Source organism: Streptomyces javensis (genome assembly GCF_039525925.1).
Lineage (GTDB): Bacteria > Actinomycetota > Actinomycetes > Streptomycetales > Streptomycetaceae > Streptomyces > Streptomyces asiaticus.
This window is the reverse complement of sequence record NZ_BAAAIF010000077.1, coordinates 18,260-42,166: the sequence shown is the minus strand read 5'-3', so window position 1 is coordinate 42,166 and position 23,907 is coordinate 18,260. Positions and strand designations below refer to the sequence as shown.

23 protein-coding genes are annotated in these 23,907 nt (G+C 71.9%); 5 read left to right on the top strand and 18 right to left on the bottom strand.

Features of this window, described 5'->3' with window-relative positions; all coding sequences use genetic code 11:
- Positions 1–2 precede the first annotated feature (2 nt).
- The 15 genes from ABD329_RS40725 to ABD329_RS40655 form a co-directional block, all read right to left on the bottom strand.
- Positions 3–1,205 (bottom strand): MFS transporter, encoded by a 1,203-nt coding sequence (locus ABD329_RS40725; RefSeq protein ID WP_309142685.1) that lies wholly within the window; start codon positions 1,203–1,205, stop codon positions 3–5.
- Positions 1,198–2,181 carry an LLM class flavin-dependent oxidoreductase gene (locus ABD329_RS40720; RefSeq protein WP_198276551.1) on the bottom strand — a complete coding sequence of 328 codons (984 nt, stop codon included), beginning with the start codon at positions 2,179–2,181 and terminating at the stop codon, positions 1,198–1,200. Before ABD329_RS40720 ends, ABD329_RS40725 begins: the two co-directional genes overlap by 8 nt.
- A 40-nt stretch (positions 2,182–2,221) precedes the next feature.
- Positions 2,222–2,446 carry an acyl-CoA carboxylase epsilon subunit gene (locus tag ABD329_RS40715; RefSeq protein WP_309142686.1) on the bottom strand — a complete coding sequence of 75 codons (225 nt, stop codon included), beginning with the start codon at positions 2,444–2,446 and terminating at the stop codon, positions 2,222–2,224.
- Entirely contained in the window at positions 2,443–4,014 is a 1,572-nt protein-coding gene (locus tag ABD329_RS40710) for an acyl-CoA carboxylase subunit beta (protein ID WP_198276552.1), read from the bottom strand. Before ABD329_RS40710 ends, ABD329_RS40715 begins: the two co-directional genes overlap by 4 nt.
- A 29-nt stretch (positions 4,015–4,043) precedes the next feature.
- Positions 4,044–6,083, bottom strand: a complete 2,040-nt coding sequence (locus ABD329_RS40705) for an SDR family oxidoreductase (RefSeq protein WP_198276553.1) — start codon at positions 6,081–6,083, stop codon at positions 4,044–4,046.
- Between the two features lie 3 nt (positions 6,084–6,086).
- Complete coding sequence (locus ABD329_RS40700; RefSeq protein WP_198276554.1) at positions 6,087–7,025, bottom strand: aromatase/cyclase; 939 nt, start codon at positions 7,023–7,025, stop codon at positions 6,087–6,089.
- A gap of 13 nt (positions 7,026–7,038) precedes the next feature.
- On the bottom strand, positions 7,039–7,824 hold the full coding sequence (gene fabG, locus ABD329_RS40695) for a 3-oxoacyl-ACP reductase FabG (RefSeq protein ID WP_198276555.1): 786 nt from the start codon (positions 7,822–7,824) through the stop codon (positions 7,039–7,041).
- Positions 7,825–7,836: 12 nt separating this feature from the next.
- Positions 7,837–8,106: an acyl carrier protein gene (locus ABD329_RS40690; protein WP_198276556.1), complete on the bottom strand. Its 270-nt coding sequence runs from the start codon at positions 8,104–8,106 to the stop codon at positions 7,837–7,839.
- Between the two features lie 19 nt (positions 8,107–8,125).
- Positions 8,126–9,355: a ketosynthase chain-length factor gene (locus ABD329_RS40685; protein ID WP_198276557.1), complete on the bottom strand. Its 1,230-nt coding sequence runs from the start codon at positions 9,353–9,355 to the stop codon at positions 8,126–8,128.
- A complete protein-coding gene (locus tag ABD329_RS40680) occupies positions 9,352–10,635 on the bottom strand; it encodes a beta-ketoacyl-[acyl-carrier-protein] synthase family protein (protein ID WP_198276558.1) in 1,284 nt (427 codons plus the stop codon). Before ABD329_RS40680 ends, ABD329_RS40685 begins: the two co-directional genes overlap by 4 nt.
- Positions 10,632–10,958: a TcmI family type II polyketide cyclase gene (locus ABD329_RS40675; protein WP_086879607.1), complete on the bottom strand. Its 327-nt coding sequence runs from the start codon at positions 10,956–10,958 to the stop codon at positions 10,632–10,634. The genes ABD329_RS40680 and ABD329_RS40675 overlap by 4 nt, the downstream gene beginning before the upstream one ends.
- A gap of 17 nt (positions 10,959–10,975) precedes the next feature.
- Complete coding sequence (locus ABD329_RS40670) at positions 10,976–12,445, bottom strand: FAD-dependent monooxygenase (protein ID WP_198276559.1); 1,470 nt, start codon at positions 12,443–12,445, stop codon at positions 10,976–10,978.
- Between the two features lie 49 nt (positions 12,446–12,494).
- Complete coding sequence (locus tag ABD329_RS40665) at positions 12,495–12,920, bottom strand: MarR family winged helix-turn-helix transcriptional regulator (RefSeq protein ID WP_198276560.1); 426 nt, start codon at positions 12,918–12,920, stop codon at positions 12,495–12,497.
- A gap of 262 nt (positions 12,921–13,182) precedes the next feature.
- On the bottom strand, positions 13,183–14,388 hold the full coding sequence (locus ABD329_RS40660; RefSeq protein ID WP_198276561.1) for a helix-turn-helix transcriptional regulator: 1,206 nt from the start codon (positions 14,386–14,388) through the stop codon (positions 13,183–13,185).
- A gap of 691 nt (positions 14,389–15,079) precedes the next feature.
- Positions 15,080–16,054 (bottom strand): hypothetical protein, encoded by a 975-nt coding sequence (locus ABD329_RS40655; RefSeq protein ID WP_309142687.1) that lies wholly within the window; start codon positions 16,052–16,054, stop codon positions 15,080–15,082.
- A gap of 222 nt (positions 16,055–16,276) precedes the next feature.
- Here ABD329_RS40655 and ABD329_RS40650 point away from each other — a divergent pair, with 222 nt between their 5' ends.
- From ABD329_RS40650 to ABD329_RS40640, 3 genes are read left to right on the top strand one after another with little or no spacing between them, the layout of a single operon-like run.
- Entirely contained in the window at positions 16,277–16,876 is a 600-nt protein-coding gene (locus ABD329_RS40650; RefSeq protein WP_344317724.1) for a hypothetical protein, read from the top strand.
- On the top strand, positions 16,857–17,378 hold the full coding sequence (locus ABD329_RS40645) for a hypothetical protein (protein WP_198276563.1): 522 nt from the start codon (positions 16,857–16,859) through the stop codon (positions 17,376–17,378). The genes ABD329_RS40650 and ABD329_RS40645 overlap by 20 nt, the downstream gene beginning before the upstream one ends.
- On the top strand, positions 17,369–18,538 hold the full coding sequence (locus ABD329_RS40640) for an MAB_1171c family putative transporter (RefSeq protein WP_198276566.1): 1,170 nt from the start codon (positions 17,369–17,371) through the stop codon (positions 18,536–18,538). Before ABD329_RS40645 ends, ABD329_RS40640 begins: the two co-directional genes overlap by 10 nt.
- A gap of 159 nt (positions 18,539–18,697) precedes the next feature.
- Here ABD329_RS40640 and ABD329_RS40635 read toward each other — a convergent pair whose 3' ends face one another.
- Positions 18,698–19,609: a class I SAM-dependent methyltransferase gene (locus ABD329_RS40635; RefSeq protein ID WP_198282197.1), complete on the bottom strand. Its 912-nt coding sequence runs from the start codon at positions 19,607–19,609 to the stop codon at positions 18,698–18,700.
- Positions 19,610–19,879: 270 nt separating this feature from the next.
- On the opposite strand from ABD329_RS40635, the gene ABD329_RS40630 reads away from it, so the two are divergent.
- On the top strand, positions 19,880–20,947 hold the full coding sequence (locus tag ABD329_RS40630; protein WP_198282196.1) for an NAD-dependent epimerase/dehydratase family protein: 1,068 nt from the start codon (positions 19,880–19,882) through the stop codon (positions 20,945–20,947).
- A gap of 44 nt (positions 20,948–20,991) precedes the next feature.
- On the opposite strand, the gene ABD329_RS40625 is transcribed toward ABD329_RS40630, so the two are convergent.
- Together ABD329_RS40625 and ABD329_RS40620 are read right to left on the bottom strand one after the other, a co-directional pair.
- Positions 20,992–22,107, bottom strand: coding sequence for a sensor histidine kinase (locus ABD329_RS40625; protein ID WP_198281507.1), 1,116 nt, complete (start codon positions 22,105–22,107; stop codon positions 20,992–20,994).
- Positions 22,100–22,981 (bottom strand): response regulator transcription factor, encoded by an 882-nt coding sequence (locus tag ABD329_RS40620; RefSeq protein WP_344317722.1) that lies wholly within the window; start codon positions 22,979–22,981, stop codon positions 22,100–22,102. Before ABD329_RS40620 ends, ABD329_RS40625 begins: the two co-directional genes overlap by 8 nt.
- Before the next feature lie 116 nt (positions 22,982–23,097).
- On the opposite strand from ABD329_RS40620, the gene ABD329_RS40615 reads away from it, so the two are divergent.
- The gene (locus ABD329_RS40615; protein WP_198281505.1) at positions 23,098–23,820 is read left to right on the top strand and encodes a glycosyltransferase family 2 protein; all 723 of its coding nucleotides are present in this window, start codon (positions 23,098–23,100) and stop codon (positions 23,818–23,820) included.
- Positions 23,821–23,907: the final 87 nt, after the last annotated feature.

Sequence of the window (23,907 nt, the reverse complement as noted above, 5' to 3'; positions counted from 1 at the left end):
CGTCATGTGCGCTCGCGCAGCCCGCCCACGGCTGCCACCACCCCCACCGCCGCGACCAGCGACGTCGCCAGCAGGGGCGCCCGGTAGCCGTCGGTGAGGGTGGCGAGCCCGGCGACCAGCGGCAGCATGACGACGCTGCCCAGCTGTACCCCCGTCTGGTAGACCGGCACGGCCGCACCGCGCAGGGCCGGTGCCACGCTCTGCGCGGCCTGCATGTTCAGCGCCGCGAAGGAGAGCACGAAGGCGGCCGACACCAGGAGCAGCGCGGGCAGCAGGCCGGCCGCGTACGACAGCGGGCCCGGCCGCAGCAGGGCGTAAAGCTGCCCGGCGAGAGCGCACAGCGCCCCGGCGGCGATCAACCGCCCGGTACCGAACCGCTGGACCAGCCGTCCGGCGAACGGGACCGAGACCGCGAGCGGCACACAGGCGGGCAGCAGGCCGAGCGCGACCTGCCACGGCCGCCAGCCGAAGGCGTCGCTCGCCCGGAACGTGGCCAGCGACAGCAGGCCGATGTACGCCCCGTTGAGGGTGGCCGCACCCATCGTCGCCCGCACCAGCGGGCCGTTGCGCAGGATCGCCCCGCCGAGCGGAGTCGGCGGCTGCCGTACACCGCCGGGGATCACCCTGAAACCCCACACCAGCAGTGCCAGGGCCACCGGGGCGGGGAACAGGAACGTCCCGTGCCAGTGGCCGGGTGCCAGCGCTCCGGAGAGCAGCAGCCCCGCGGTGAACCCGGCCGCGCCGAACAGCGAGTACACCGACACCGCCCGGCGCTGCGGCGGACCGCCGGGGAACGTGGTGCCGATCAGCGCCAGTCCGGCGGGCGCGGTCAGCGCCGCACACGCCCCCTTGACCAGCCGGGAGGCGACCAGCGTCGCCATGCCGTCGCTCAGTCCGCCGACGACGGAGGCGAGCGCGAAGAGCAGCATCGCGGCGAGGTAGACGCGGCGCAGCCCGAAACGGCCGGACAGCACCGGCCCCAGGGTCAGCATCGCGGCGAAGCCGAGGGCGAATCCGCTCATCAGCCACTGCACCGACCACATGGTCAGTCCCAGGTCGGCGCCGATCGACGGCAGGGCCACCAGCACCACCGAGACCTCGATGGCGTCCAGGAGCATGTTTCCGGAGAGGACGACCAGCAGGGCCCGGTGACGGCGGATCCCCCGCGGCGCGGCGGCCGCCGGGGTCACGACCGGCTCACCCACCGGCCGACTGCCTCTCCAGCAGCTTCGGCAACTCGGCGACCAGCTCGATGTGCCGGGCCACGAGATCGTCCGGCATCCCCGCGACGCTCGCCCAGAAGATGAGGTGCCTGACGGGCAGTCCCCTGGTCCGCTCGTGGATGCGTACCGCGGCCTGCTCGGGGGTGAGCACCTCAAGAGTGGCCCAGGAACCGTCCTCGGGCCGCTTCTCGGGGAAGTCCTCGACCTTGAGCAGCGGCGGGGCGGGGTGGTCGGTGCCCTCCACGGACCCGAGGCGGTAGGTGTTCATCTGGTGGACCAGGTGCGGGGCGATCCGGGGCCAGACGGCCTCGGGGTCGTCCGCGAGGATCACCGGCAGCAGGTCCGAGACCCGAGCGGTTCGCGGATCGTGGCCGCCCTCCGCGAGCCCGGCCTCGTAGTGCTCGTACATCGCCCGGTTGATGTGCAGCAATCCGATGCCGAGGCGGCCGGCGATCCGGGCACCGCGCGGTCCGTAGAAACCACCCCACACGGGCACCGGGCGCTGGATCGGGCCGGGCGTGATGCCGCCTTCCTCCCACAGCCTGCGCACCTCCCGGATGTTCTTCTCCACCCGGCCGAACCGGCGGCCGAACTCGGCGCCGAACAGGTCGTACTCGGGCACCCGGTAGCCGGCGCCGACGCCGAGTTCGAGCCGGCCGCCGCTGATCAGATCGACGATCGCGGCGTCCTCGGCGAGCTGGGCCGGCCTGCGCAGGTTGGGCAGGATCACCGCGGTGCCGATCCGGCAGTCACGGGTCCGGGCGGCCGCCGCGGCGGCGAACACCAGCGGCTGCGGCAGATAGCCGTCCTCGAACAGGTGGTGCTCGGTGAACCACACGCCACCGATACCGCGCCGGTCGACCTCCTCGCACCACTCGAGCGAGCGCGCGTAGTGGTCGGCCCACGGCCGGTGCCAGGCCTCCGGGTTGCGCAGGTCGAAGAGAATTCCTGATTCCATGCCCTGACTTCCGTTCGTCGTTGGCGTACTCGAGGGCGGTTCACGGGGCCGTGTCCTGCCATGACCTGGGGCCCTGGAAGCCCGGTGACCGTTCGGGGCGGCGCCAGCCGGCCCGGGGCCGGGGCCGGTCCGGTTCCGCCGGCTGGGCGGCGAGGCGTTGGAACAGGGCCGCGGTGAGCGCGGCGAGCTCCAGCGCGTCCGGGCGGCCCTTCTCGATCCGCAGGAAGACCTGCCCGTCGCCGGTCGGCCCCGTCGCGGCGGTCACTGCGGCGGGTTGCCGTGCTTGCGGCGCGGCAGGTCGGCGTCCTTGCGTCGCAGCATCGCGAAGGCGCGGGCCAGCACGGCGCGGGTGTCACCCGGGTCGATCACGTCGTCGACCAGACCGCGTTCGGCCGCGTAGTACGGGTGCACCAGCTCCCGCCGGTACTCCTTGATCTTCTGTTCGCGGGTGGTCGCGGGGTCGTCCGAGGCGGCGATCTCCCGTCGGAAGACCACGTCAGCGGCCGCCTCCGCGCCCATGACCGCGATCTCGTTGGTGGGCCAGGCCAGGGCGAGGTCCGCACCGATGGAACGCGAGTCCATCACGATGTAGGCGCCGCCGTACGCCTTGCGCAGCACCACCGAGATCCGCGGCACGGTGGCGTTGCAGTACGCGTAGAGCAGCTTGGCGCCGCGGCGGATGATGCCCTCGTGCTCCTGATCGACGCCGGGCAGGAAGCCGGGGACGTCCACCAGCGTGAGCAGCGGAATGTTGAAGGCGTCGCAGAACTGGACGAACCTGGCGCCCTTCTCGCTCGCGGTGATGTCGAGGACACCGGCCAGCGCGGCCGGCTGGTTCGCCACCACGCCGAGCACCTCGCCGTCGAGCCGGCCCAGCGCGCACACCAGGTTGGCACCCCACTGGGCGTGCACTTCCATGAAGTCGCCGTCGTCGACGATCTCGGCGATCACCTCACGCATGTCGTAGGACCGGTTGCCGTCCAGCGGCACCAGCTCCACCAGCCGGTCCACCCCGCGGTCCGCAGGGTCCCCGGTCGCGGCGGCGGGCGGCAGTTCACGGTTGTTGGAGGGCAGCATCGACAGCAGCCAGCGCACCTCGGCCAGACAGGTCTCCTCGTCGTCGTGGACGAAGTGGGCGACGCCCGAGGAACTGCCGTGGACGTCGGCGCCGCCGAGCCCGTCGTGCGTGACCTTCTCGCCGGTGACCGCGCGGACCACGTCGGGGCCGGTGATGAACATCTGTGAGATCCCGCGGACCGCGAAGACGAAGTCGGTGAGCGCGGGCGAGTAGGCCGCGCCGCCCGCGCAGGCGCCGAGCATCACACTGATCTGCGGGATGACGCCGGACGCCCGGGTGTTGCGCTGGAAGATCCCGCCGTAGCCGGCGAGCGCGGAGACGCCCTCCTGGATGCGGGCGCCGGCGCCGTCATTGAGGGACACCAGCGGACTACCCGCCGCGACGGCCATGTCCATGATCTTCTGAATCTTCTCCGCGTGGGCCTCGCCCAGCGCGCCGCCGAAGATCCTGAAATCGTGCGCGTACACGAAGACGGTCCGCCCCTCGACGGTGCCCCAGCCAGTGACGACACCGTCGGTGTGCGGCCGTTTGCCCTCCAGTCCGAAGCCCGTGGCCCGGTGCCGCCGCAACGGCTCGACCTCGGTGAAGCTCCCGGGGTCGAGCAGGAGGTCGATGCGTTCGTACGCGGTCAGCTTCCCCTTGGCGTGCTGGCGCTCGGTGGCCCTGGGGTCGGCCCCGAGCCGGGCTGTTTCCTTCAGTTCCCTGAGTTCGCCGACGTGTTCGGCAAAAGTCGGCGGTTCCTGTACGGCCGTCACCGTTCTCCCCCTCCTCTCATGTGGCCGGGTCAGCCCAGCAGGGTGCCGCCGCTGGCGTCGATGAAGGCGCCGGTGATCCAGCGGGCCTCGTGGGTGGCCAGGAAGGTCACCACGTTCGCGACGTCCACCGCCTCACCCACCCGCTTGAAGGCCGACAGCTGTGCCATCTGCGCCACGGCCTCGGGGATGTCGAAGACGGGGCCGCCGTTGTTCGTGATGCCGGGCGCCACGCTGTTGACGGTGATGCCGCGCGGGGCGAGGTGGCGGGCGAAGTGCAGGGTGATCTGCTCGATCGCGCCCTTGGTCATCGAGTAGGCGACCTGGTCGGGATTGGCGACCCTGGTCAGTCCGGAGGAGATGTTGATGATCCGGCCGCCATCGGGGAGCAGCGGCAGGGCGCGCTGCACGATGAAGAAGGGCGCCTTGGCGTTCACCGCGAAGAGCCGGTCGAATTCATCGGGGGTGACGTCCTCCGGCTGCACCCCGGCCGGGGTCGTCACGGCCGCGTTGTTGACGACGATGTCCAGAGTGGTGCCGCCGGTCCGCTCCTTCAGCCCGCGCTCCAGGCCGAGGAACAAGGCGTGGACGTCACCGGGGACGCCGAGTTCGGCCCGGACGCCGAAGGCCCGGCCGCCGTCCTTCTCGATCAGCTCGATGGTCTCCTGCGCCGCGTCCTCGTTGGTCGCGTAGTGCACGGCGACCAGCGCGCCCTCGGCGGCCAGCCGCTGCGCGGTGGCCCGCCCGATGCCTCGGCTGGATCCGGTCACCAGCGCGGTCTTGCGGGAAAGCTTGTCCATGGTGGAAGTCCTGCCGTTCGCAGTCGTCGGGGAAGGAAGGGGGCGCGCCGAGGCGGTGGCGGGTGGCGGCGCGACCGGGGTACGGGGCAGGCCGAGGCCGCTGATCATGCGGGCCATCCGGCGGCGTACGGTGTCGAAGCGCATCAGCTCGGCGAAGACCTCCCGCAGGGGCTCGATCTCGGGCCCGCCGAGCAGCAGGGTCGACTGGGCCTGGATGTCGGTGAGGGTGCGCACGCCGATGGGATGGCGCTCCCGGTGGTAGTCGTCCAGGACCGCGTCGTCCACCCCGCCGCCAAGGCGCTGGGCGAGCCGCCCGCCGAGGGCCGCCGCGTCCTGGAGTCCGAGGTTGAGGGCCTGTCCACCCACCGGCATCTGCGTATGCGCGGCGTCGCCGGCGAGCAGGATCCGGCCCCGCCGGTAGCGGGTGGCCTGATGCCGGGCGTTGTCGAAGGCGTTCAGCCACAGCGGTGTCCCGTGGCCGATGTCCTCGCCCGTCACCCGCGCCCAAGCCCGCGCGACCTCGCCGAACTCCGGCGCTGCGGTACGGGGTCGGGGCTCGGCGCCGTAGACGTGCACCATGACCCGGGTGGTGCCGTCCGGCCAGCGGTGCGCGGTGGCCAGTCCGTGCTCCAGCCGCTCGAACCGCCGGGCGGGGATGTCGATCCCGGCGACGTCGGCCCGCAGCATCTCCCGAGTCGCGTCCCGGCCGGCGAACTCGAACCCGGCGGCCTTCCGTACCGTGGACCGCCAGCCGTCGCAGCCGACGACGTAGGAGCCCGTCACCCGTTCCCGCGTGCCGTCGGCCACCCCGCCGTCCGCTGCCCGGTCCACGGGTACGGTCTCGACCAGCACCCGGTCGCCCTGCTCGGCGAGGTCCACCAGCCGCCGGCCCCGCCGGATCCGCGCCCCCAGCTCCACGGCCCGCTCCTGGAGCACTGCTTCCAGCCGGGTCTGGGGGCACTTCCACTGTCCCGCGTAGGGATGTCCGGGGTCGGCCTCCGCCAGGTCGAGCCGGATACCGCCGAAGTGCCCCGGACCGCCGTCCGGAAGCGAGCCGAGCCGGTCGAGGACGCCGCGCTCGGCCAGCACCTCCATGGTGCGGGCGTGCAGGGTGGAGGCGCGCGACTCGGTCATCGGCCGGACCAGCTGCTCCACCACCAGGACCCGCACCCCGTGCGCGCACAGGTCCCCGGCGAGCAGCAGTCCGACCGGACCGGCACCGACCACCACGACATCGGTGTCCGGCGTGCCGTGGGTCGAGGGAGTGGGCATCGGTCAGCGCCGCGCTTCCGCATAGTCCTTGGCGTGGCCCAGGGTGGCCCGGCTGTTGTTGCCGAGTGCGTTGCGGATGAACTCCCGGGCCTCGGACACGCCCGCGTCCGGGCCGAGGATCCTGGTGATGTTCTCGGCGTTGATGACCACCGTGTGCTGGGAGGCGGCGGTGGTGACGCCGTCGGGCCCCTCCTCGAACGTCCAGTACCCGGTGTGCAGCTTCATCAGCGCCGGCAGCGTGGTCTGCTTGTAGGCGATCTTGTGGTGCGGGAAACAGACCCGGACCGACTCGGTGGTGTGCGCGGAGCCGTCCTTGGTGAGCGTCTCCATCCGCAGCACCTGGAGGCCGGGGGTGTCCTCGGTCAGCTTCACCTCGTTGACATGCGGCAGCCGCTCGGTCCACAGGTTGGCCTCGTTGACGAAGTCATAGAGGTCCTTGGCGGAGCCGTTGACGGTGACGTCGTCCACGAAGGACAGGGTCAGCTCCTCGGTCCGGGTGGCTTCCTCCAGCCCGGCCTTGACGCCGGGCAGTTCCTCCCGGCTGTTGCGGTCGACGGCCTCGTCGATCCACCGCAAGCCCTCGGGGTCGTCGTCGATCGCGCGGTACTCGTGCAGCAGCCGTAGCCGGGTCTCCCGCTCTCCTCGGGGTTCGATGACCCAGGTGCCGCTCATCGACGCCACCGGCGGCGCGGAGACCTCCTGCCGGAAGGTGATGCGCAGGCCTTCCGGGTCCAGCTCGCGGATCGAGGTCCAGTTCTTGGCCTCACCGTTGGCGGTGGCCCAGATGCGTATGCGCTCCTGGTCCGCCTCGCGCTCGAGGACTTCGACGTACACCGACGGCGGGAAGAGCCTCGGCCAGTTCTCCACCTCGGCGAGCAGCCGGTAGACGTCCCGGGCGCCGGCCTGGACGCTGATCTCGTGTTCGACCTGGCGGTTCGTCATGATGTCTCCCGATTCAGAAATTGCCCAGGCCGCCGCAGACGTTCAGCGCCTGCGCGGTGATCGAGGCGGCCGGATCGGAGGCGAGATAGCCGACCAGGCCGGCGACCTCCTCGGGGGTGGAGTAGCGGCCGAGCGGGATCTTGGCCTGGAACTTCTCCAGAATGGCGTCCTCGGAGGTGCCGTACGCCGCCGCGTAGCCCTGCCGCACCTGTTGGGCCATCGGCGTCTCGACGTAGCCCGGGCACACCGCGTTGACGGTGATCCCGGTCGGCGCCAGCTCATTGCCCAGCGCCTTGGTGAAGCCGACCACGCCGTGCTTGGACGCCGAGTACGGGGCGCCGAGCACCACGCCCTGCTTGCCCGCCGTGGACGCGACGTTGATGATCCGGCCGCGCTTCTTCTGGCGCATGCCGCCCGCGTTGAGCACCTCGCGGGTCATCCGGAAGACGCTGGTGAGGTTGGTGGCGACGACGTCGTCCCACAGCTCGTCGGCGATGTCGGCGGTCACCCCTCCCCCGCTGCGCCCCGCGTTGTTGACCAACACGTCGATCGGTCCGAAGCGGGCCACCGCGGCCCGCACCACGGCCTCGATGTCCTCCTTGGAACGCACGTCGGCGGGGCTGCCGTCCACGTCCAGGTTCTCGTATCGGAGTGTCTTCACCGTCGCGGCGACCGCGTTCCCGTCACGGGCGCATATGTAGACACGGTGCCCCTGCTGGGCGAGGGTCCGGGCGGCGGCGAGGCCGATCCCGCTGGTGGCGCCGGTGACCAGGGCGACCCTGGCGGTGTTGTCGGTCATCGTGGGCTCCGCTCAGGCGGTCTGGGTGGCGGACAGGCGTTCGTTGACCAGCCGGATCAGCGCGCGGGGAGTGTCGGCCTCACCGACCGCCTCCTCGTCCAGGCTGATGCCGTGCTCGCGCTCGATGCGGCTGACGGTCTCCAGCATCGCCAGCGACTCGTAGCCCAGGTCCTCGAAGGACGTGTCGAGGATGTCGCCGTCCAGGTCGACGCTCTCGTCGGTGCCGGCGCCCTCCAGTAACGTGGCCCTCAGCTGGTCGAGGGTGAACTCCTTGGCAGACATACGGGTCCTTTCGTACGGGTCATAGGTGGGCGGGTTCGGCGGCGCGGACGACCATGGCGGAGTTGAAGCCGCCCTGGCCGCGGGCGATCACCAGGGCGCTGCGCGGCTCGGCGGGTCGCGGGGCGCCGCTCACCAGGTCGATCTCATAGGACGGGGAGAGTGTGCTGCCGACGGTCGGCGGGATCACCTGGTCGCGGATCGACAGGAACGCGGCGGCCAGGTCGAGGGCGGCGGCACCGGAGTACAGCCGGCCGGTGGTGGTCTTCGGCGCGGTCACCGGCACTCCGCGCGGCCCGAAGACCTTGGTGATCGCCTCCGCCTCCGCCCGGTCCAGGTCCGGCACGGCGGCGGCGTCGGCGAACACCACCCCGATGTCCTCGGGGGCCGTCCCCGCGTCGGCGAGGGCGAGTTCGATCGCGCGCTGAAGGGTGGGGGCGCGGTCGCTGCCGGGCCTGGGGTCGATCGTGGCGGCATGGCCCGCGATCTCGCCGTACACCCGTGGGGCGCCGCGCCGCCGGGCGTGCTCGGCCGCCTCCAGGACCAGCAGGGCGCCGCCCTCCCCGGGGACGTGTCCGGCGGCCCGGTCATCGAACGGCAGATACGCCCGGGCCGGGTCGTCTGAGGTGCTCAGTCGGCCGCTGGTCATCTGGGCGACCCACCCCCACGGGCAGATCGACGCGTCGACCGCACCGGCGATGACCACGCTGACGCCCTTGCGGAGCTGCCGGCGGGCCTGCGCCAGCGCGTCCAGCCCGCCGGCCTGGTCACTGACCACGACGCTGCTGGGGCCGCGCAGACCGTTGCGGATGGAGATCTGGCCGCTGTTGACGGCGTAGAACCACGCGAAGGACTGGTAGGCGCTGACGTGCCGACCACCCTTGCTCCACAGGGCCCGCAGCTCGTTCTGGCCGAACTCGAAGCCGCCGGAGTGGCTCGCGGTGATCACTCCGACGTCGTACGCGGGCAGTTCGGACGGCACCACACCCGCGTCGGTGAACGCCCAGTCGGCGCCGACCAGGGCGAGCCGGGTCATTCGGTCGGTCTGCGGCAGAAGCCGGCCCGGCAGATACTCCTCGGCGGCGAACCCGCTGATCTCACCCGCCAGCCGGGACGGATAGGGCGTGGGGTCGAAGTGGGTGACCCGCCCGACCGCGCTCCGGCCGGCGAGCGTGGCCGACCAGTAGTCCTCGATGCCGAGGCCGGTCGGGGCCACGATGCCGAGTCCGGTGACCAGGACCGTGGCGTTCATCGCTCGCCCCGCTCGGGGTCGGCGAGCACCACGGCGCTCTGGAAGCCGCCGAATCCGCTGCCGACCGACAGCACGGCGTCGGTCTTCCAGTCCCGGGCGGTCAGGGGCACGTAGTCCAGGTCGCACTCCGGGTCGGGGCGGTGCAGGTTCGCCGTCGGTGGCACCACGTCATGGGCCATGGCCAGGACCGACGCGGCGATCTCGATGGAGCCGATGGCACCGAGCGAGTGCCCGACCATCGACTTGATGGAGCTGACCGGGGTGCGGTAGGCGTGCTCGCCCAGGCTGCGCTTGAACGCGGCGGTCTCGTGCCGGTCATTCTGCTTGGTGCCCGAGCCGTGGGCGTTGATGTAGTCGATGTCCTCGGCGGCGAGCCGGGCCTCGTCGAGCGCGACCCGGATGGCCTCGGCCATCTCGACGCCGTCGGGCCGCAGCCCGGTCATGTGGAACGCGTTCGAGCGGGTCGCGAATCCGGCCACCTCGGCGTAGATCCGCGCGCCCCGGGCGCGGGCGCTCTCCAGCTCCTCAAGGACGAACACCGCCGCGCCCTCCCCGATGACGAAGCCGTTGCGGCTGGCGTCGAAGGGCCGGGAGGCGTGCTCGGGGTCGTCGTTGCGGGGCGTGGTCGCCTTGATCGCGTCGAAGCAGGCCACGGTGATCGGGGAGATCGGCGCGTCGGTGGCACCGGCGACCATCACGTCCGCCGTGCCCTCCCGGATCACGTCCACCGCGAAACCCACCGCGTCCAGGCCGGAGGTGCAGCCCGTGGAGATGACGGTGGTGGGGCCCTCGGCACCCACTGCCCAGGCAACCTCGGTGGCGAAGGAACTGGGCACCATGTAGCCGTACAGATGCGGCACGGCGTAGGTGTGGTCCACGAGTTCCAGCCGACCGCCGTCGCTGACCGTGCGGTACTCCTGGTCGAGTCCGGTGGTGGCGCCGACCGCGCTGCCGATCGTCACGCCGGTCCGGTGCGGGTCCAGCGTGCCGAACTCCAGCCCGCTGTCGGCGACCGCCTCCCGGGCGCCGACCACCGCGAACTGCGCGGCCCGGTCCATCCGCCGGACCTCCTGCGGGGTCAGCCCGGACAGTTCCCCGTCGAAGTCGGCCTCGGCGGCCACCTGGGAGCGGAACGGCGAGGGGTCGAACAAGGAGATGCGGCGGGTGGCGGTGCGTCCGTCGGTGAGCAGCTTCCAGAACTCCTTGGTTCCCTGCCCGCCCGGGGCGATGACCCCGATCCCGGTGATCGCCACCCGGCGGCGGCCGTCGGCGGCGCTCATGAGGCACTCCATTCATAGAAGCGACGAGCCATGGCGTCCTTGGGCGACCGCCACGTCGCGGGGTCGTACGCCTCGATGTACGGCTTGAGGTCCTGGCTGATCCGCACGAACCGCGGATCGGTCTTGGCCTCCTCGATCCGCCCCTCGCCGTTGTCCTCGTCGAAGTCCTGGAGGTGGAAGTACAGGCCGTGGAACTCGAAGAGCCGACGGCGACGGGTGCCCATCCGGGCGGGCATGTCGGTGCGGTCGAAGGCGGCGAACAGGTCGGCGACCTCACGGGCCGAGCCGGAGTCCATCCTGGCGACGATCAACGTGCTGTGCATCGCTTCCCTTCTGGTGCTCATCGGGCCGGCCCGAACCAGCGGGCCAGTGCCATCGGTAGGTCGGAGCGGGAGCCGGGTGCGGCCCAGGCGACATGGCCGTCGGGGCGCAGCAGGACGGCGGCGGTCCGCACCAGGGGGTCCTCGTCGAGGAGGTCCCCGTGACGGGAGGCCGTCACGATGTCGACCCGGTCGGCCCACCCCCGTGCCCGGCCGCGCAGCGTGGCGTTGTCCTCCAGGTCCAGGAGGACGCCACGGCCCGAGCGGAGGAGCTCGCTGCTGCTGGTGGGCCGGCCGTCCCTGAGCAGGGACAGCCGCGGCATACGGGCGCCCAGCAGCGGGTGCGAACCGCCGCCCGTCTCATAGCGGATGTCGAGGCCGCTGACCTTGGCGGCCAGTCGGCGTACGACCTCGGGGTGGCCGTCCAGCAGTTCGGCCAGGGTGTCCCGCAGCGGTCCCACCTCGTCGCCGCCGAGGATGAGGGTGCTCTGGGCGCGCGTGTTGGCCAGCAGCTGACGGCCCACTTCGTGCCGCTCGTCGTGGTAGGTGTCCAGCAGGGTCTCGGGGGCCGTGCGGCGCACCACGGCGGCCAGCTTCCAGCCCAGGTTCACCGAGTCCTGGACACTGGTGTTCATCCCCTGTCCGCCGGCCGGCAGATGGACGTGCGCGGCGTCCCCGGCCAGCAGTACCCGGCCGCGCCGGTACTCGGTGACCTGGCGGGCCGCATCGCCGAACGCGCTGACCCACACCGGCTCGGCGTCCGAGATGTCGGTGCCCGTCAGACGCTTCCAGACGTCCGCCACCTCGTTGAACTCCGGTGGGGCCGTGCGCCGTTCGGGCGGCGGCGTGCCGCGCTCGCCGACGATGATCCGGTGGATGCCGCCGGGCAGCCGCGCCACCATCACCATGCCGCCGGGTGTGCGCTCGCCGATCATGCGGGGTTCCAGCTCCACCCCGCGCAGGTCGGCGAGGAAGAGTTCGGTGGTGGCGGGGGTGCCGGGGAAGTCGAAGCCGGCGATGTTGCGCACGGTGCTGCGTCCCCCGTCACAGCCCACCACATACCGGGCCCGCAGATTGGGCCCGCCGGCGACGGTGACGGTCACGCCCTCGGCGTCCTCGACGAAGCCGGTGACCGAGTGACCGCGGCGGATCTCGGCCCCGAGGTCCCGGGCCCAGCTCTCCAGCACGGCCTCGGTCGTGGACTGGGGCACGGTCCGGGCGGCGCCGTGGGCGGCGCCCAACAGGCCCAGATCGAGGGGCAGACCGCCGAAGTGCCCGGCCTCGCTGGTCTCGATCTCACCGAACCTGGAGAGCAGACCCCGCTGGTCGAACACCTCCATGGTGCGGATCGTGAACCCGATGCCGCGTGACTCCCCGGTGCGTTCGGGCAGCCGGTCCAGCACGATGACATCGATGCCCGCCAGGCGCAGCTCCCCGGCCAGCATGAGTCCGGCGGGCCCGGCACCGACCACAACGACTGAAGCGTCCATACTCTTCTCCCGGAATGACTGCGCCGACTTGGCCGAGGGCATGCGGTCGCTATTCGCTCTCAAGGTTGTGAGCGATGCGCGCGAGCACATCGTTGGCGGCCAGGAATTCTTCCTCCGAGATCCCGGCGAGCGAGCGGTCCGCATGGGCGTTCACCAGCGCCTCGGCCCGGTCGTGCGCCGCGTCGCCGTCCGCCGTCAGCGCCACGGCGCCGTCCTGCACCGTGACCCAGCCCCGTGCCGCGAACTCGTTCACGATCGGCGCGTAGGAATCGATGCGGTCGACGGCCAGGAAAGGAGAGAAGGCCGCATCGATATCGGTGACGGTGTTCACATTGATGCTGATGGCGTGCAGCACCTGCCACTGCCGTCGATTCAGACGCTCACTGGACAACGCTCGTTCGGTGGCCTCATCGAAGAGCCTGTGCAGATGCAGCAGCCAATAGCCGATCCGCTTGGTCGTGTTCTGCTGGAGCATATGAGTGCCAGCCTCGAAATGAGTGGGGTGATGGATACGGGCTCTCGAACAGGCCCCGCTGAATTCATTTCGACACTGACACTCCCGGCTCCCCCGCACAAGGCGAGCCTGGGGAACCTACGGCGTGCCCACAGGGTTCACTGCGGCGCACCCACAGGATTCATTGCGGGCCACCCGTAGGGTTTTTCGCGCGGTTGAACCCGACAGCGGTCCGACCACCAGCCGGACAGAGCTCACGAAAGCGCGAGGCCAGGCGGCCACCCTAGGCGGCCACCGACCCCAGAGCGGTGGCCAGCTCCCTTCTGCCGGATATGGCGAGCTTCCGGTAGACGCTGGAAAGGTGGAACTCGACCGTGCGTACGGCGAGGAACAGCGTCTCCGCGATCCGCTGGTTGCTGTACCCGGCACGGGCCAGCTGAGCGATCTTGATCTCCTGGCGGGTGAGTGTCCGACCGTTGTCCGGACCGCTCAGCCGGGCCAGCCCGAGCCGAACGCGTTCCGCCCAGTAGGCGTTGCCGCACTCGCGGGCCACCGCGCCCGCTGCCTCCAGGCGGCTGCGCCCGCCGGCCACGTCCTTCCGCTCCACCTGCAGCGTGCCCAGGTCGTAGAGCGCCTGCATCAGCTCCGTACGGGCCTGCCCCAGGTCGAGCAGCTGGACGGCCTCCTCCAGCAGGGGCACCGACGACTCGCCCCGCCGCGCTATGGCCACGGCGTGCAGCGCCGCACCGACACCGCGTGCCGAGCCCCACTTGCGCGCCGCGATCAGCTCGTCCTCGGCCAGCGCCAGCGCCAGGTCGTACCGCTGCACGGCCAACGCACCGAACGCCGCCCTCGAACGCCACGGTATGACCGTCGAGTTGACCACGTTCAAGGCCGCCAGGGTCCGGCCGCACGCGGTGTAGTCGTCGACGGCGTGCTGGAACTGGCCCATCGCCATGTGCAGCGCGCCCCGCGCGGCCAGCACATGCGGACGGTCCGGCAGCCCGGCGCTGAGCCGGCCGACCAGCCCGTGCTCCAGCAGCACCTCATGCGCCTGGTCCAGCTCGCCGATGTGCACCAGCGCCTCGATCAGCCAGGCGATGGCGAGACAGGCCGGGAAGGCCGGTCCTTCGTCGGCGAGAGCCGCCTTCAGCAGGTTCGAAGCCCGGGTCGCGTCACCGGACATCAGGGAGCTGCGGGCCCGCAGCAGCCTGAGCAGGTTCTGGTGCCGCACCGAGCCGGACCACAAGGGGTGCCGGGCCAGCCGCTCGCACTGCGCGTCCGCCGACACCACGTCACCGGTGTACTGGAGGGCCAGAATGGCGAGCCACACCCCGTACGCGTCCGCGCGCGTCGCGTCAGGCCCCAGCACCCGTTCCGCCTGCTCGATGACGGCCGCACGGTTCACGCCCAGGTTCGCCAGCTCGATGCACCGCACGGCCGTCCGCGGCTCGGACGGAAGCCCCCGGCCGTCGTCCGCCAGCAGCACCCCCGGGGTGTACGTGGCCGGGCCCCGCCGGGGCGTCGCGGGCCGCCACAGGTCACGGACGGCCTTTTCCGGGCTTCGGTCGCCCGCCCTGTCGCTCGCTCCCGCGCGCCCGACGGAATTCCGCCACCCCGGGGCAATCGGGGCCGGTCGCCGGCCGGCGGCCGTCTCCTGCACTCCCTTGCTTCTACGCTCGGCCGTGTTCACTGTTCCCCCATTTAGTCCGTGATCAGTCTTGAGGCATCACAAAGCTGGTGCCCGGAGTGCGGGTGCGCCCGGTGCGATGGGTGCGTACGACGAACCCCATGGCCTGTCGCCGGGCCTGGTGAAGTCGTTCGGCGCGGAAAGCGCTCTTCCCGCCCGGGTCATGGGACGGGTCGCGCGCATATCAGCCCGGGTCGGCCGAGAGCCGCCCTGGCGTCGGAAGTCTTTCAGTGAAAGGAAGGCACATCAGGAAAAGCGGAGACGGATGGCAGCCACAAAGCCGCCCGGCACTCATTCCGCTTGGGTCGCGCAGCTACGCATCGAGGAATCCCCCTTCGAGGTGCCATGTCGCCGGTCCTCGGGTTCGTTGCCGACCTGCCGAATTCATCAGCGCCATCGGCCCGTTACTTCACCGTACACGAACTTCTCCGGCGTATATGAAGGGCAGCGGACCGTACGGCCACCATGGCGAAGACGCGCTATACGCGGCTCAGCTCGCCCGGTCACGGACCAGCGCGGCGCGCTCCTCCATGCCTCTGGCGAAGCACAGCCACTGCTCGGCACACCGGCGGGCGGCCCAGGTGGCGTCGGACAGCCGGTGTGTGGGCACGCTGTCGGCCAGCACCTGCCACTGATCGGCGTCCAGCGCGTGCGCGCTCCACAGGCGCAGCAACGTCCGTCCGGCCTCGGAGAAGCGCAGCGACGGGTCCTTCCGCAGACTGCGCGCGCTCGCATGGGCGGCCGGCTCCGGCGGCAGGGTTACGGCGGGTTTCCCGTCCCCGGCCGATGGTGTGCCGGCGGCCGGGGACGCTTCGCCCCTGCCGGAGTCCCGCACTTCGGCCGCCCGCAGCCTCGGCGGCACCGGGTCCTCCCCCACCCGCAGCCGCTGCCGTACGTCCCTGGCGGTGGCGACGGCGACACCGGCCTCCGCCGCGATCTCACGGAGGGACGCACCGGGCCGGGACCGGATGACGCGGACCGCCCGCCGGCGCCCCTCGGCGGCGCCGGCGCCGAGGGGACGGACCCTGCCGTCGCGCCCCGCTCGGACGTTCGACTGACCAGTCCGGCCGGTTGAACGGTCGCGCAGCGTGGCGACCGTGGTGGGCGAGACACCGACGATCTCCGCGATCCGGCGGTTCGACCACCTGGGGCGGCTCTCGACCAGGCGGGTGGCCGCGGCGGTGCGGTCGGCCCGGGAGAGTGGCATCCCATGCCGCGTGTTCAGTCTGACGGCGAGCACGAAGGCTTCCTCGACGGTGCCGTCGACGAAGTCGGCCTCGATCCGCTCCTCGCCGCGCAGCAGCGCTGCGCGCACCCGGTGCACCCCGTCCACCACGCGCATCGTGGGCCGGTGCACGGTGATCGGCGGCCACGCCAGGTCCGACTCGGCGAGCACCCTGATGTGCTCGGCGTTTTCCCCTGCGATGCGCGGTGAATCAGAGATCACCAGTGTCCCGATGGGCACGGACCGCGTCCGCCGTGCCTCCTGATCAGTTCGCGTCGCAGGGCCGGGTAACGCCTCTAACATGGACTCCCCTTCTTCGCGCATCCATCAGTACGTCGCGTCGAGACGCCTACGCCGCCGACGGAGGCCACGGTGATGTGGCATCAAATCCCCTGCCTTGAATGGAGACTTGCTCGGCATGCGTCGGTATCGTTGGCGAAGTGTCCAACATATTGGCACTCCGTGCTCCGCGACGGCAAGCAACATTGGCCGCGTCGGGCAGAGCACTCGGCTCTTCACAGATTCCGGGATGACTGGGGTATCCGACCGGGAGGATGGGCATTGTCTTCAGGTGATGACAAGGGATGTCGGCCGCCGCTGGCCGAACGGTTGAACGCGTTGTTCGCAACGGTGCGATGGCGCGACGCCCACGGACGGCAGCGGGAGTACTCGACGGCCGAGGTGGCCAAGACGGTCACCGCGGATCCGTCCCACCCGGCGACGCTGTCGCGAAGCTATCTGGCGATGTTGCGGAACGGGTCGCATACGAACCCGACGCTGAGCGTGCTGGAGGGCCTGGCGAAGTTCTTTGACGATCACCGTGAATCAGGAACGCCGCCGATCACGGTCCAGTCCCTGGTCGCGCAGGAGAGCCCCGAGGACGAGCTGCTGCGGGAGCGGCTGGCCAGTCACCAGGTACGGATGATCGCGATGAGAGCGGGAGCCATGACGCCGGCACTCCGGGAACAGCTGCTGAAGATGATCGACACCTTCGATCAGGACGGAACCGACGTCCCCGGCGCCCAGACCCGAGGAAGCACTCGTGGCGATACGCGAACGTGAGCTGCGCCGTTACTGCAAGCGCCTGTTACGCCGACTGGACATCCAGCCACCCCTGCGCGTCGAGGAGTTGTGCCAACGGCTCGGGCAACACCGCGGGAAGCCGATCCGGTTGATCCCCTGGGACCTGCCCGTACCCGGCCCGTTCGGCGTGTGGATCTCCCGCCCGGACGAGGACGGCATCTTCTACCAGCGGAAGACGAGCCGGGTGCACCAGGACCACATCATCCTGCACGAGATCGGCCACATCCTCGCCGACCACCAGGATGGCGGCGGCGCGGAGGAGGACGCCCTGGCCCTGGGTCCCGACCACCCGCGCAAGCTGATCACACGACGGTTCAACCGCGCCTACTACACAGAGGACTATGAGCGCGAGGCCGAACTGGTCGCGACCATCATCCAGGAGTGGGCCGTGGTCATCGACTACGCCACCCCCCGCACCGCCGAGGACTCCACGCTCGACCCCCTGAGCTCCGCACTGAGCGCCCGGTGGGGATGGACGTGATCCTCCATCTGGCAGTGACCGCGATGCTGGTCCTGGGAGCGGTGTGGAAGGCCGTCGACCTGACCCGCGCCCCGCACGACCGGCTGCTGCGCCTCCTGGCCCTCTGTCTGTTCCTGCTCGCCGCCGGAGACATCCTCGGCTTCCCCGAGGTGCGCGACCGGCTGATGGCGTTCGCGCCGGCCGGCGTCGGCAAGGTCGCCTTCAACGCGCTCTACATGTCCGGTCTGAGCACCCTCATCCTGTTCTTCGCCGCCTCCACCCGCAGCGCCCCCGCCGACTTCCGACGCCAGTTGCGACTGCACACCGGCCTTCTGGCCGGCGTCCTGACCACCCTGGTCATCAGCATGATCGCCACACCGCCGGCGCTGCGCGACCACACCCCGTCCACCCCGTACATCGGACAGCCCGGGATCGCCGGTTTCTACCTCGTCGGCAACGCCTTTTTCATCTACGCCTACGTCGTCTCGGGGCTGTGGGCCCTGCGCTATGCCCGCCGGGCGTCCCGGCAGCTGGCCCGCAGCCTGCGCACCATGACGGCCGGCCTGTTCGGGCTGGCACTCACCGCGGCCGGCCGGGTGGCCCTGGTGCTGCTGCGCATCGACGCACCCGGGTCGCACTCGGAGCTGGAGGCGGCGAACCAGGTGAACACCGACCTGGCCCTCGGCTGTGTGCTGATCGGCATCATGCTGTTCGGCGGAGTGCAGCTGGCGACCCATCTCCGGTCGGTCCTCAGCCACCGCCGTATGCACGACCAGCTGGCCCCTCTCTGGCGGGCCCTGGTCACCGCCTACCCGGAACTCGTCCTGCACCGCGAACCGGCCCGCCCCCTGTGGAACCGATTACGCCTCCGGCACACCCACGCGCGCTTCTACCGCCGCCTCATCGAGTGCCGCGACGGCCTGGTCCGCCTGAGCCCCTACCTCGCGCTGGCGGCGCCCGACACCGATCTGGCCCGCTGCGGCCCGGACCGGCTCGCCCGGCACATCACCACGGCCCTCGACCTCAAACCCGAGAGCGAAGACCCGCACACCGCCCTCCCTGCCGTACGTGTCGCGCTTCCCACCGGAAACGACGTCAGCGCCGACGCCCGCGCCCTCATCGCCCTGTCCATGGCCTTCGCCCGGGCCGACCACGGACACTCCGGACACCCCAAGCGCTGACGGTGTCCCACCTGGGGTCAACGCCGTGACCATGTCGCCCTGCACGGTCGTGGCACGGCCTCACCGCCGCCGCGGCGGCGGTGAGGCCGTGCGCGGCGCCGGGGGTCTGGGGAGCCCAGGACCAGACGGCCCCCGGGCTCCCCTCCAGGCCCGGGGGAGCTATCCCCTGCGGCGGCGGATCGCGCGGGTGACGACCGGCGGGAGCACATCGGCGGCGAACCGCCGGACCGCGGTGGGGCGGCGCGCCGCGGGAGCGGGCGCCGGTGCGGTGGACGCGGAGCGCGGCTCGGGGGCCGGGTCGCGCGGCTCATGGGCGAAGCGGGAGGTGGGCGGGGTCGGGTTCGCGGGCTTCCCCGAGAACCGCAGCACCCGGCGGCCCGCGATCTCCTGCACGCTGGTGTGCATCCCCTTGCGCCACTCCTCGTCCGCGAGCATCTCGTCCTGGATCGGCTCCGGGTCGCCCCAGGTGCCGTAGAGCTTCTGGGTGGACAGGCAGATGGGGCGCAGGCCGCGGGTGAACACCGCCTCCCAGGTCGCGGCGGCCACGCCGGGGGTGTGCTCGGAGCGGAAGTCGTCGAGGACGACGAGGCCGTCCGGCACCAGCGTGTTGTGCGCGGTGTCGATGTCGCCCGCCACATGCTCGTACAGATGCGAGGCGTCCACGTGGATGAAGCGGCAGGTGTTCGCGCCGACGTGGTCGGGCACGACCGAGGTGGGGCCCTGGATGACGTTCGGCAGGTCGTCCCAGAAGGCCAGGTAGTTCTGCTCGAAGGCGGTGCGGGTCAGGGTGGAGTACGACTTGCGCGCCTCCGCCGCGTTCTTCTCGTCCGGCGCCTCGGCGTCGAAGAGGTCACAGATCGTGAACCGCTCGTTCGCCCGCAGATAGGCGGCGGTGAAGATGGCGCTCTTGCCCATGTAGGCACCCATCTCCATCAGGTCCCCGCGCTGTCCGAGGTGCTCCTGGCGGCTCAGAAAGCGGTCGAACAGCACTTGGTCAAGGCTGGGGAACCATCCCTTGACGTCATTGAGGCAGCGGGGACGCTGGGCCGCGGGGGCGGTGGTGACCGTCATGTGGCTCTCTGTTCGTCGATGGCGGCGGTCTTGAGAGACGTGTCCGGTTGAACTATCCGTTTGAACGTGTCCGGGAACCCCAGGAGGACAGACCTCGGGGACGGGGCCCGGGGGACGCGAGTGGGCGCCACGGTCGCAGTGAAAGGCAACGCAGGGCCATCCCCCTTGTGACCATTCTGTGACCACGCCTCCTCCGGAAGGTCTTACGGAGCGGTGACGGAACGGCGCGGGGGCGGGCCCGGGCGCCCGCTCGCGCCTAGCGTCGCCCCTATGCGTGTACTGGTCACCGGAGGTGCGGGCTTCATCGGCTCGCACATCGTCACCGCCCTCGTCGAGCACGGCCATGAGCCAGTCGTCCTCGATGCCCTGCTTCCCGCCGCTCACCCGACCGCCACCCATCCGGCTCCGCCATCCGTGGACGGGGAGTGGATGCACGCCGATGTGCGGGACCGGGAGGCGGTCCTCGCGGCGCTGCGCGGAGTGGACGCCGTATGCCACCAGGCGGCGATGGTCGGCCTCGGCAAGGACTTCGCGGACGCCCCGGCCTATGTGGGCTGCAACGACCTGGGCACGGCGGTGCTGCTGGCCGCGATGGCCGAGCGCGGGGTGCGCGAACTGGTCCTGGCCGGGTCGATGGTCGTCTACGGCGAGGGGCGCTACGACTGCCCCCGCCACGGCCGGGTCCGCCCCGGCCCGCGCGCCGAGGCGGATCTCGCGGCGGGCCGCTTCGACCCCCGCTGTCCCGAGTGCGGCACCCCGCTGCGCCCCGGCCTGGTGGGAGAGGACGCACCGGCCGATCCCCGCAATGTGTACGCGACGACGAAGCTGGCCCAGGAACATCTGGCGGCGGCCTGGGCCCGGTCGGTGGGCGGCCGCGCGGTGTCGCTGCGGTACCACAATGTGTACGGGCCGGGGATGCCGCGCGACACCCCCTACGCGGGCGTCGCCTCCTTCTTCCGCTCGGCCCTGGCGCGCGGCGAGGCACCCACGGTCTTCGAGGACGGGGGCCAGCGCCGGGACTTCATCCATGTCCGTGACGTGGCCGCCGCGAATGTCGCCGCCCTGGAGGCGGCGCCGGACGTGGTGGCCCCGTCCGCGCTGACCGCGTACAACACCGGCAGCGACGACCCTCACACGGTGGGCGAGATGGCCACGGCCCTGGCCACGGCGTTCGGCGGCCCCGCGCCCGTGGTGACGGGCGGCTACCGGCTGGGCGACGTCCGCCACATCACCGCGTCGTCCCGCCGGATCCGCGACCAGCTGGGCTGGCGCCCGGCGGTCACGTTCCACGAGGGCATGACCGAATTCGCCCACGCCCCGCAACGGGCGGGGGTGTGAGGGGGGTGTGACGGGAGCGGGGTCGCTCAGGACGTGACGGCGGCTCAGGACGTGACGGCGGCGGGGAGGCGGACCTCGAAGCGGCAGCCGCCGTCGACATTGCGGACCGCCGCCTGGCCGTCGTGGGCCTCGACGATGCCCCGGACGATGGCCAGGCCCAGACCGGCGCCCGCCGGGGGTGTGCGGGCGTCGCTGCCGCGCCAGCCGGTGTCGAAGACGCGCGGAAGGTCCTCCTCCGGGATCCCGCCGCAGCCGTCGGTGACCGACAGCACGACCGTGTCCGCCTCGCGCTCCGCGGACACCGCGACCGTGCCGTCCGCCGGGGTGCGGCGGACCGCGTTGACGAGGAGGTTCCCGAGCACACGGGTCATCTCCTTGCCGTCGACCTCCACCGGGATGGGGTCCACGTGGCCGCCGATCAGCTGGACGCCCAGCTCGCGGGCGAGCGGATCGACCCCGGCGAGGGCGTCGCCGACCAGGTCGTAGACGGAGATCCGGGTGGGGGCGAGGGAGAGCGCCCCGGCGTGGATGCGGGAGAGCTCGAAGAGGTCGCCGACCATCGTGTTCAGCCGCTCCACCTCGGTGCGTATCCGGCGGAGATAGCGGTCCGGGTCCGGGGCCACCCCGTCCTCCAGCGCCTCGGACATCGCGCGCAGCCCCGCCAGCGGGGTACGCAGATCGTGGGAGATCCAGGCGACCAGCTCCCGGCGGGAGGACTCCAGGGCGCGCTCACGCTCGCGGGAGGCGGCCAGCTTGGCGCTGGTGGCGGCCAGTTCGCGGCCGAGCGCGGCGAGTTCGGCGGTGGCCTGGCCGTCGGGGGCGGCGAAGCTCCCGCCGTCCCCGAAGGAGCGGGCGGCGAGGGCCAGCGCGTTGCTGCGCGCCACCACCCAGCGGCCCAGCAGCAGCGCGGTGGCCAGGGACACCACGGCGGCCATGGCGCAGACGGTCGTGACCACCGTCAGGTCGTGCGGGGACAGGAACATCGCCCAGGCGACGGCCAGCGTCCCGGTGAGCATCGCGGTGACCGTGACGGCGGCGACGACCGCGAGGGACACCGCGACCGACCGGCCGCGCACCAGCCGCAGCGCCAGCGCGCCCAGCAGACCGGCCGCCGCCGCGCCGAGGAAGGCGAACACCGCCATGAGGAACACATCACGCATCGGAACCCGGCCCCCGTCCCTCGTCCCGTCCCCTGTCCCGCCCCTGGTCCGCGCGCCCCTCGTCCCCTCGCCCGCCGTCCCCGCGTCCCTCGTCCCGTCGCCCCTCGCCGTGGGCCTTGCCGTCGGTCTCGGGCGGGGCGTCGAAGCGGTAGCCGATGCCCCATACGGTCTGGATGAGCCGGGGCGCGGCGGGGTCGTCCTCGACCTTTCCGCGCAGCCGCCGCACATGGACGGTGACGGTGGACAGATCGCCGAAGTCCCAGCCCCACACCTCGCGCATCAGCTCCTCGCGGGTGAAGGCCACCCCGGGGTGGCGCAGCAGAAAGGCCAGCAGGTCGAACTCGCGCACGGTCAGGGCGAGCTCCCGGCCGTCCCGGGCGGCCCGCCGGGCCAGGGGGTCGAGGGTGATCCCGGCGCGGTGCGTCACCTCGTCCGAGCCGAGGCCCGGGCCGGGACCGGGGCCGGGACCGGTCGAGCCGGGGGCACGCGGACCTGTCCGGCCGCGCCGCAGCACCGACTCCACGCGCAGCACCAGCTCGCGAGGGCTGAACGGCTTGGTGACGTAGTCGTCCGCGCCGATCTCCAGGCCGAGGATCCGGTCCTCCTCGTCGCCGCGCGCGGTGAGCATGATGACCGGCACCGGGCCCTTGTCCCGCAGCGCGCGGCACACCTCCAGCCCGTCCATGCCGGGGAGCATCAGGTCGAGGACGACCAGGTCCGGCCGGCGGGCGGCGGCGCGGGCGAGCGCCCCGGGGCCGTCGGCGGCCCGGTCCACGGCGAAGCCGGCCCGGCCGAGGTACCCGGCGACGACCTCGGCCACGGTCGGGTCGTCATCGACGACGAGCACGCGGGTGGGAGAGGGGTTCTGCTGCATGCCCCACAGCGTGACACCGGGCGCGGCACCAGGGGGCGCCGGGGAGCCCGCCGCCCGGTCGACGTCCGTGTTTCGTAAGAACCTGAAGCCCGAAATGTCGGTTTCTCCTTCGTAGTGTGGTGCGGGTGACGAACTCGACCACCCCCTGTGCGGATGTCGTCCTGCCGTGTCTGGACGAGGCCGCCGCCCTGCCCTGGGTGCTGGCCCGCATCCCCGACGGCTGGCGCGCCATCGTCGTCGACAACGGCTCCACGGACGGCTCGGCCGCGATCGCCCGCGCCCACGGCGCCACCGTCGTCCACGAACCCCGCCGTGGCTTCGGCTCCGCCTGCCACACCGGGCTCCTCGCCGCCGAGGCCGACATCGTGTGCTTCTGCGACTGCGACGCCTCGCTCGACCCCGGGCTGCTGGCCGCCTTCGTGCGGACCGTGGCGGCGGGCGACGCCGACCTCGTGCTGGGCCGGCGACGCCCCCAGGAGCGTGGGGCCTGGCCGGTGCACGCCCGGCTCGGCAACCTCGCGCTGACTCGCATGCTGCGGCGGCGCACCGGCCTCACGCTGGGCGACCTGGGCCCGCTGCGGGCCGCCCGGCGCGAACCGCTGCTCGCCCTCGGGCTCACCGACCGCCGCAGCGGCTACCCGCTCCAGATGGTCGTGCGAGCCGCCGACGCCGGATGGCGGGTCGAGGAGCGCGAGGTGCCGTATCGGCCGCGCACCGGGAAGTCGAAGGTCACCGGCACCTGGCGGGGCACCTGGCACACGGTGCGCGATATGCGCGCCGTGCTGCGCCAGCCGCCGGAGGCCCGCGACCTGGCCACCCCCACGAGGGTCGCGCGGTGAGCGCCGCGCCACACGAGGGTGCCCATGCGGCGGAGGCCCCCTCGGCTCCGGACCGCCTCGACGCCGGGACTGGCGCCGTCGACGGGC

What these genes read in the sequence shown, in the direction of transcription:
- ABD329_RS40720 (WP_198276551.1), bottom strand. Translation starts at nt 2,181, where the DNA reads ATGGAATCAGGAATTCTCTTCGACCTGCGCAACCCGGAGGCCTGGCAC.
- ABD329_RS40705 (WP_198276553.1), bottom strand. Translation starts at nt 6,083, where the DNA reads ATGCCCACTCCCTCGACCCACGGCACGCCGGACACCGATGTCGTGGTG.
- ABD329_RS40700 (WP_198276554.1), bottom strand. Translation starts at nt 7,025, where the DNA reads ATGACGAACCGCCAGGTCGAACACGAGATCAGCGTCCAGGCCGGCGCC.
- fabG (WP_198276555.1), bottom strand. Translation starts at nt 7,824, where the DNA reads ATGACCGACAACACCGCCAGGGTCGCCCTGGTCACCGGCGCCACCAGC.
- ABD329_RS40690 (WP_198276556.1), bottom strand. Translation starts at nt 8,106, where the DNA reads ATGTCTGCCAAGGAGTTCACCCTCGACCAGCTGAGGGCCACGTTACTG.
- ABD329_RS40685 (WP_198276557.1), bottom strand. Translation starts at nt 9,355, where the DNA reads ATGAACGCCACGGTCCTGGTCACCGGACTCGGCATCGTGGCCCCGACC.
- ABD329_RS40680 (WP_198276558.1), bottom strand. Translation starts at nt 10,635, where the DNA reads ATGAGCGCCGCCGACGGCCGCCGCCGGGTGGCGATCACCGGGATCGGG.
- ABD329_RS40675 (WP_086879607.1), bottom strand. Translation starts at nt 10,958, where the DNA reads ATGCACAGCACGTTGATCGTCGCCAGGATGGACTCCGGCTCGGCCCGT.
- ABD329_RS40670 (WP_198276559.1), bottom strand. Translation starts at nt 12,445, where the DNA reads ATGGACGCTTCAGTCGTTGTGGTCGGTGCCGGGCCCGCCGGACTCATG.
- ABD329_RS40665 (WP_198276560.1), bottom strand. Translation starts at nt 12,920, where the DNA reads ATGCTCCAGCAGAACACGACCAAGCGGATCGGCTATTGGCTGCTGCAT.
- ABD329_RS40640 (WP_198276566.1), top strand. Translation starts at nt 17,369, where the DNA reads ATGGACGTGATCCTCCATCTGGCAGTGACCGCGATGCTGGTCCTGGGA.
- ABD329_RS40635 (WP_198282197.1), bottom strand. Translation starts at nt 19,609, where the DNA reads ATGACGGTCACCACCGCCCCCGCGGCCCAGCGTCCCCGCTGCCTCAAT.
- ABD329_RS40630 (WP_198282196.1), top strand. Translation starts at nt 19,880, where the DNA reads ATGCGTGTACTGGTCACCGGAGGTGCGGGCTTCATCGGCTCGCACATC.
- ABD329_RS40625 (WP_198281507.1), bottom strand. Translation starts at nt 22,107, where the DNA reads ATGCGTGATGTGTTCCTCATGGCGGTGTTCGCCTTCCTCGGCGCGGCG.
- ABD329_RS40620 (WP_344317722.1), bottom strand. Translation starts at nt 22,981, where the DNA reads ATGCAGCAGAACCCCTCTCCCACCCGCGTGCTCGTCGTCGATGACGAC.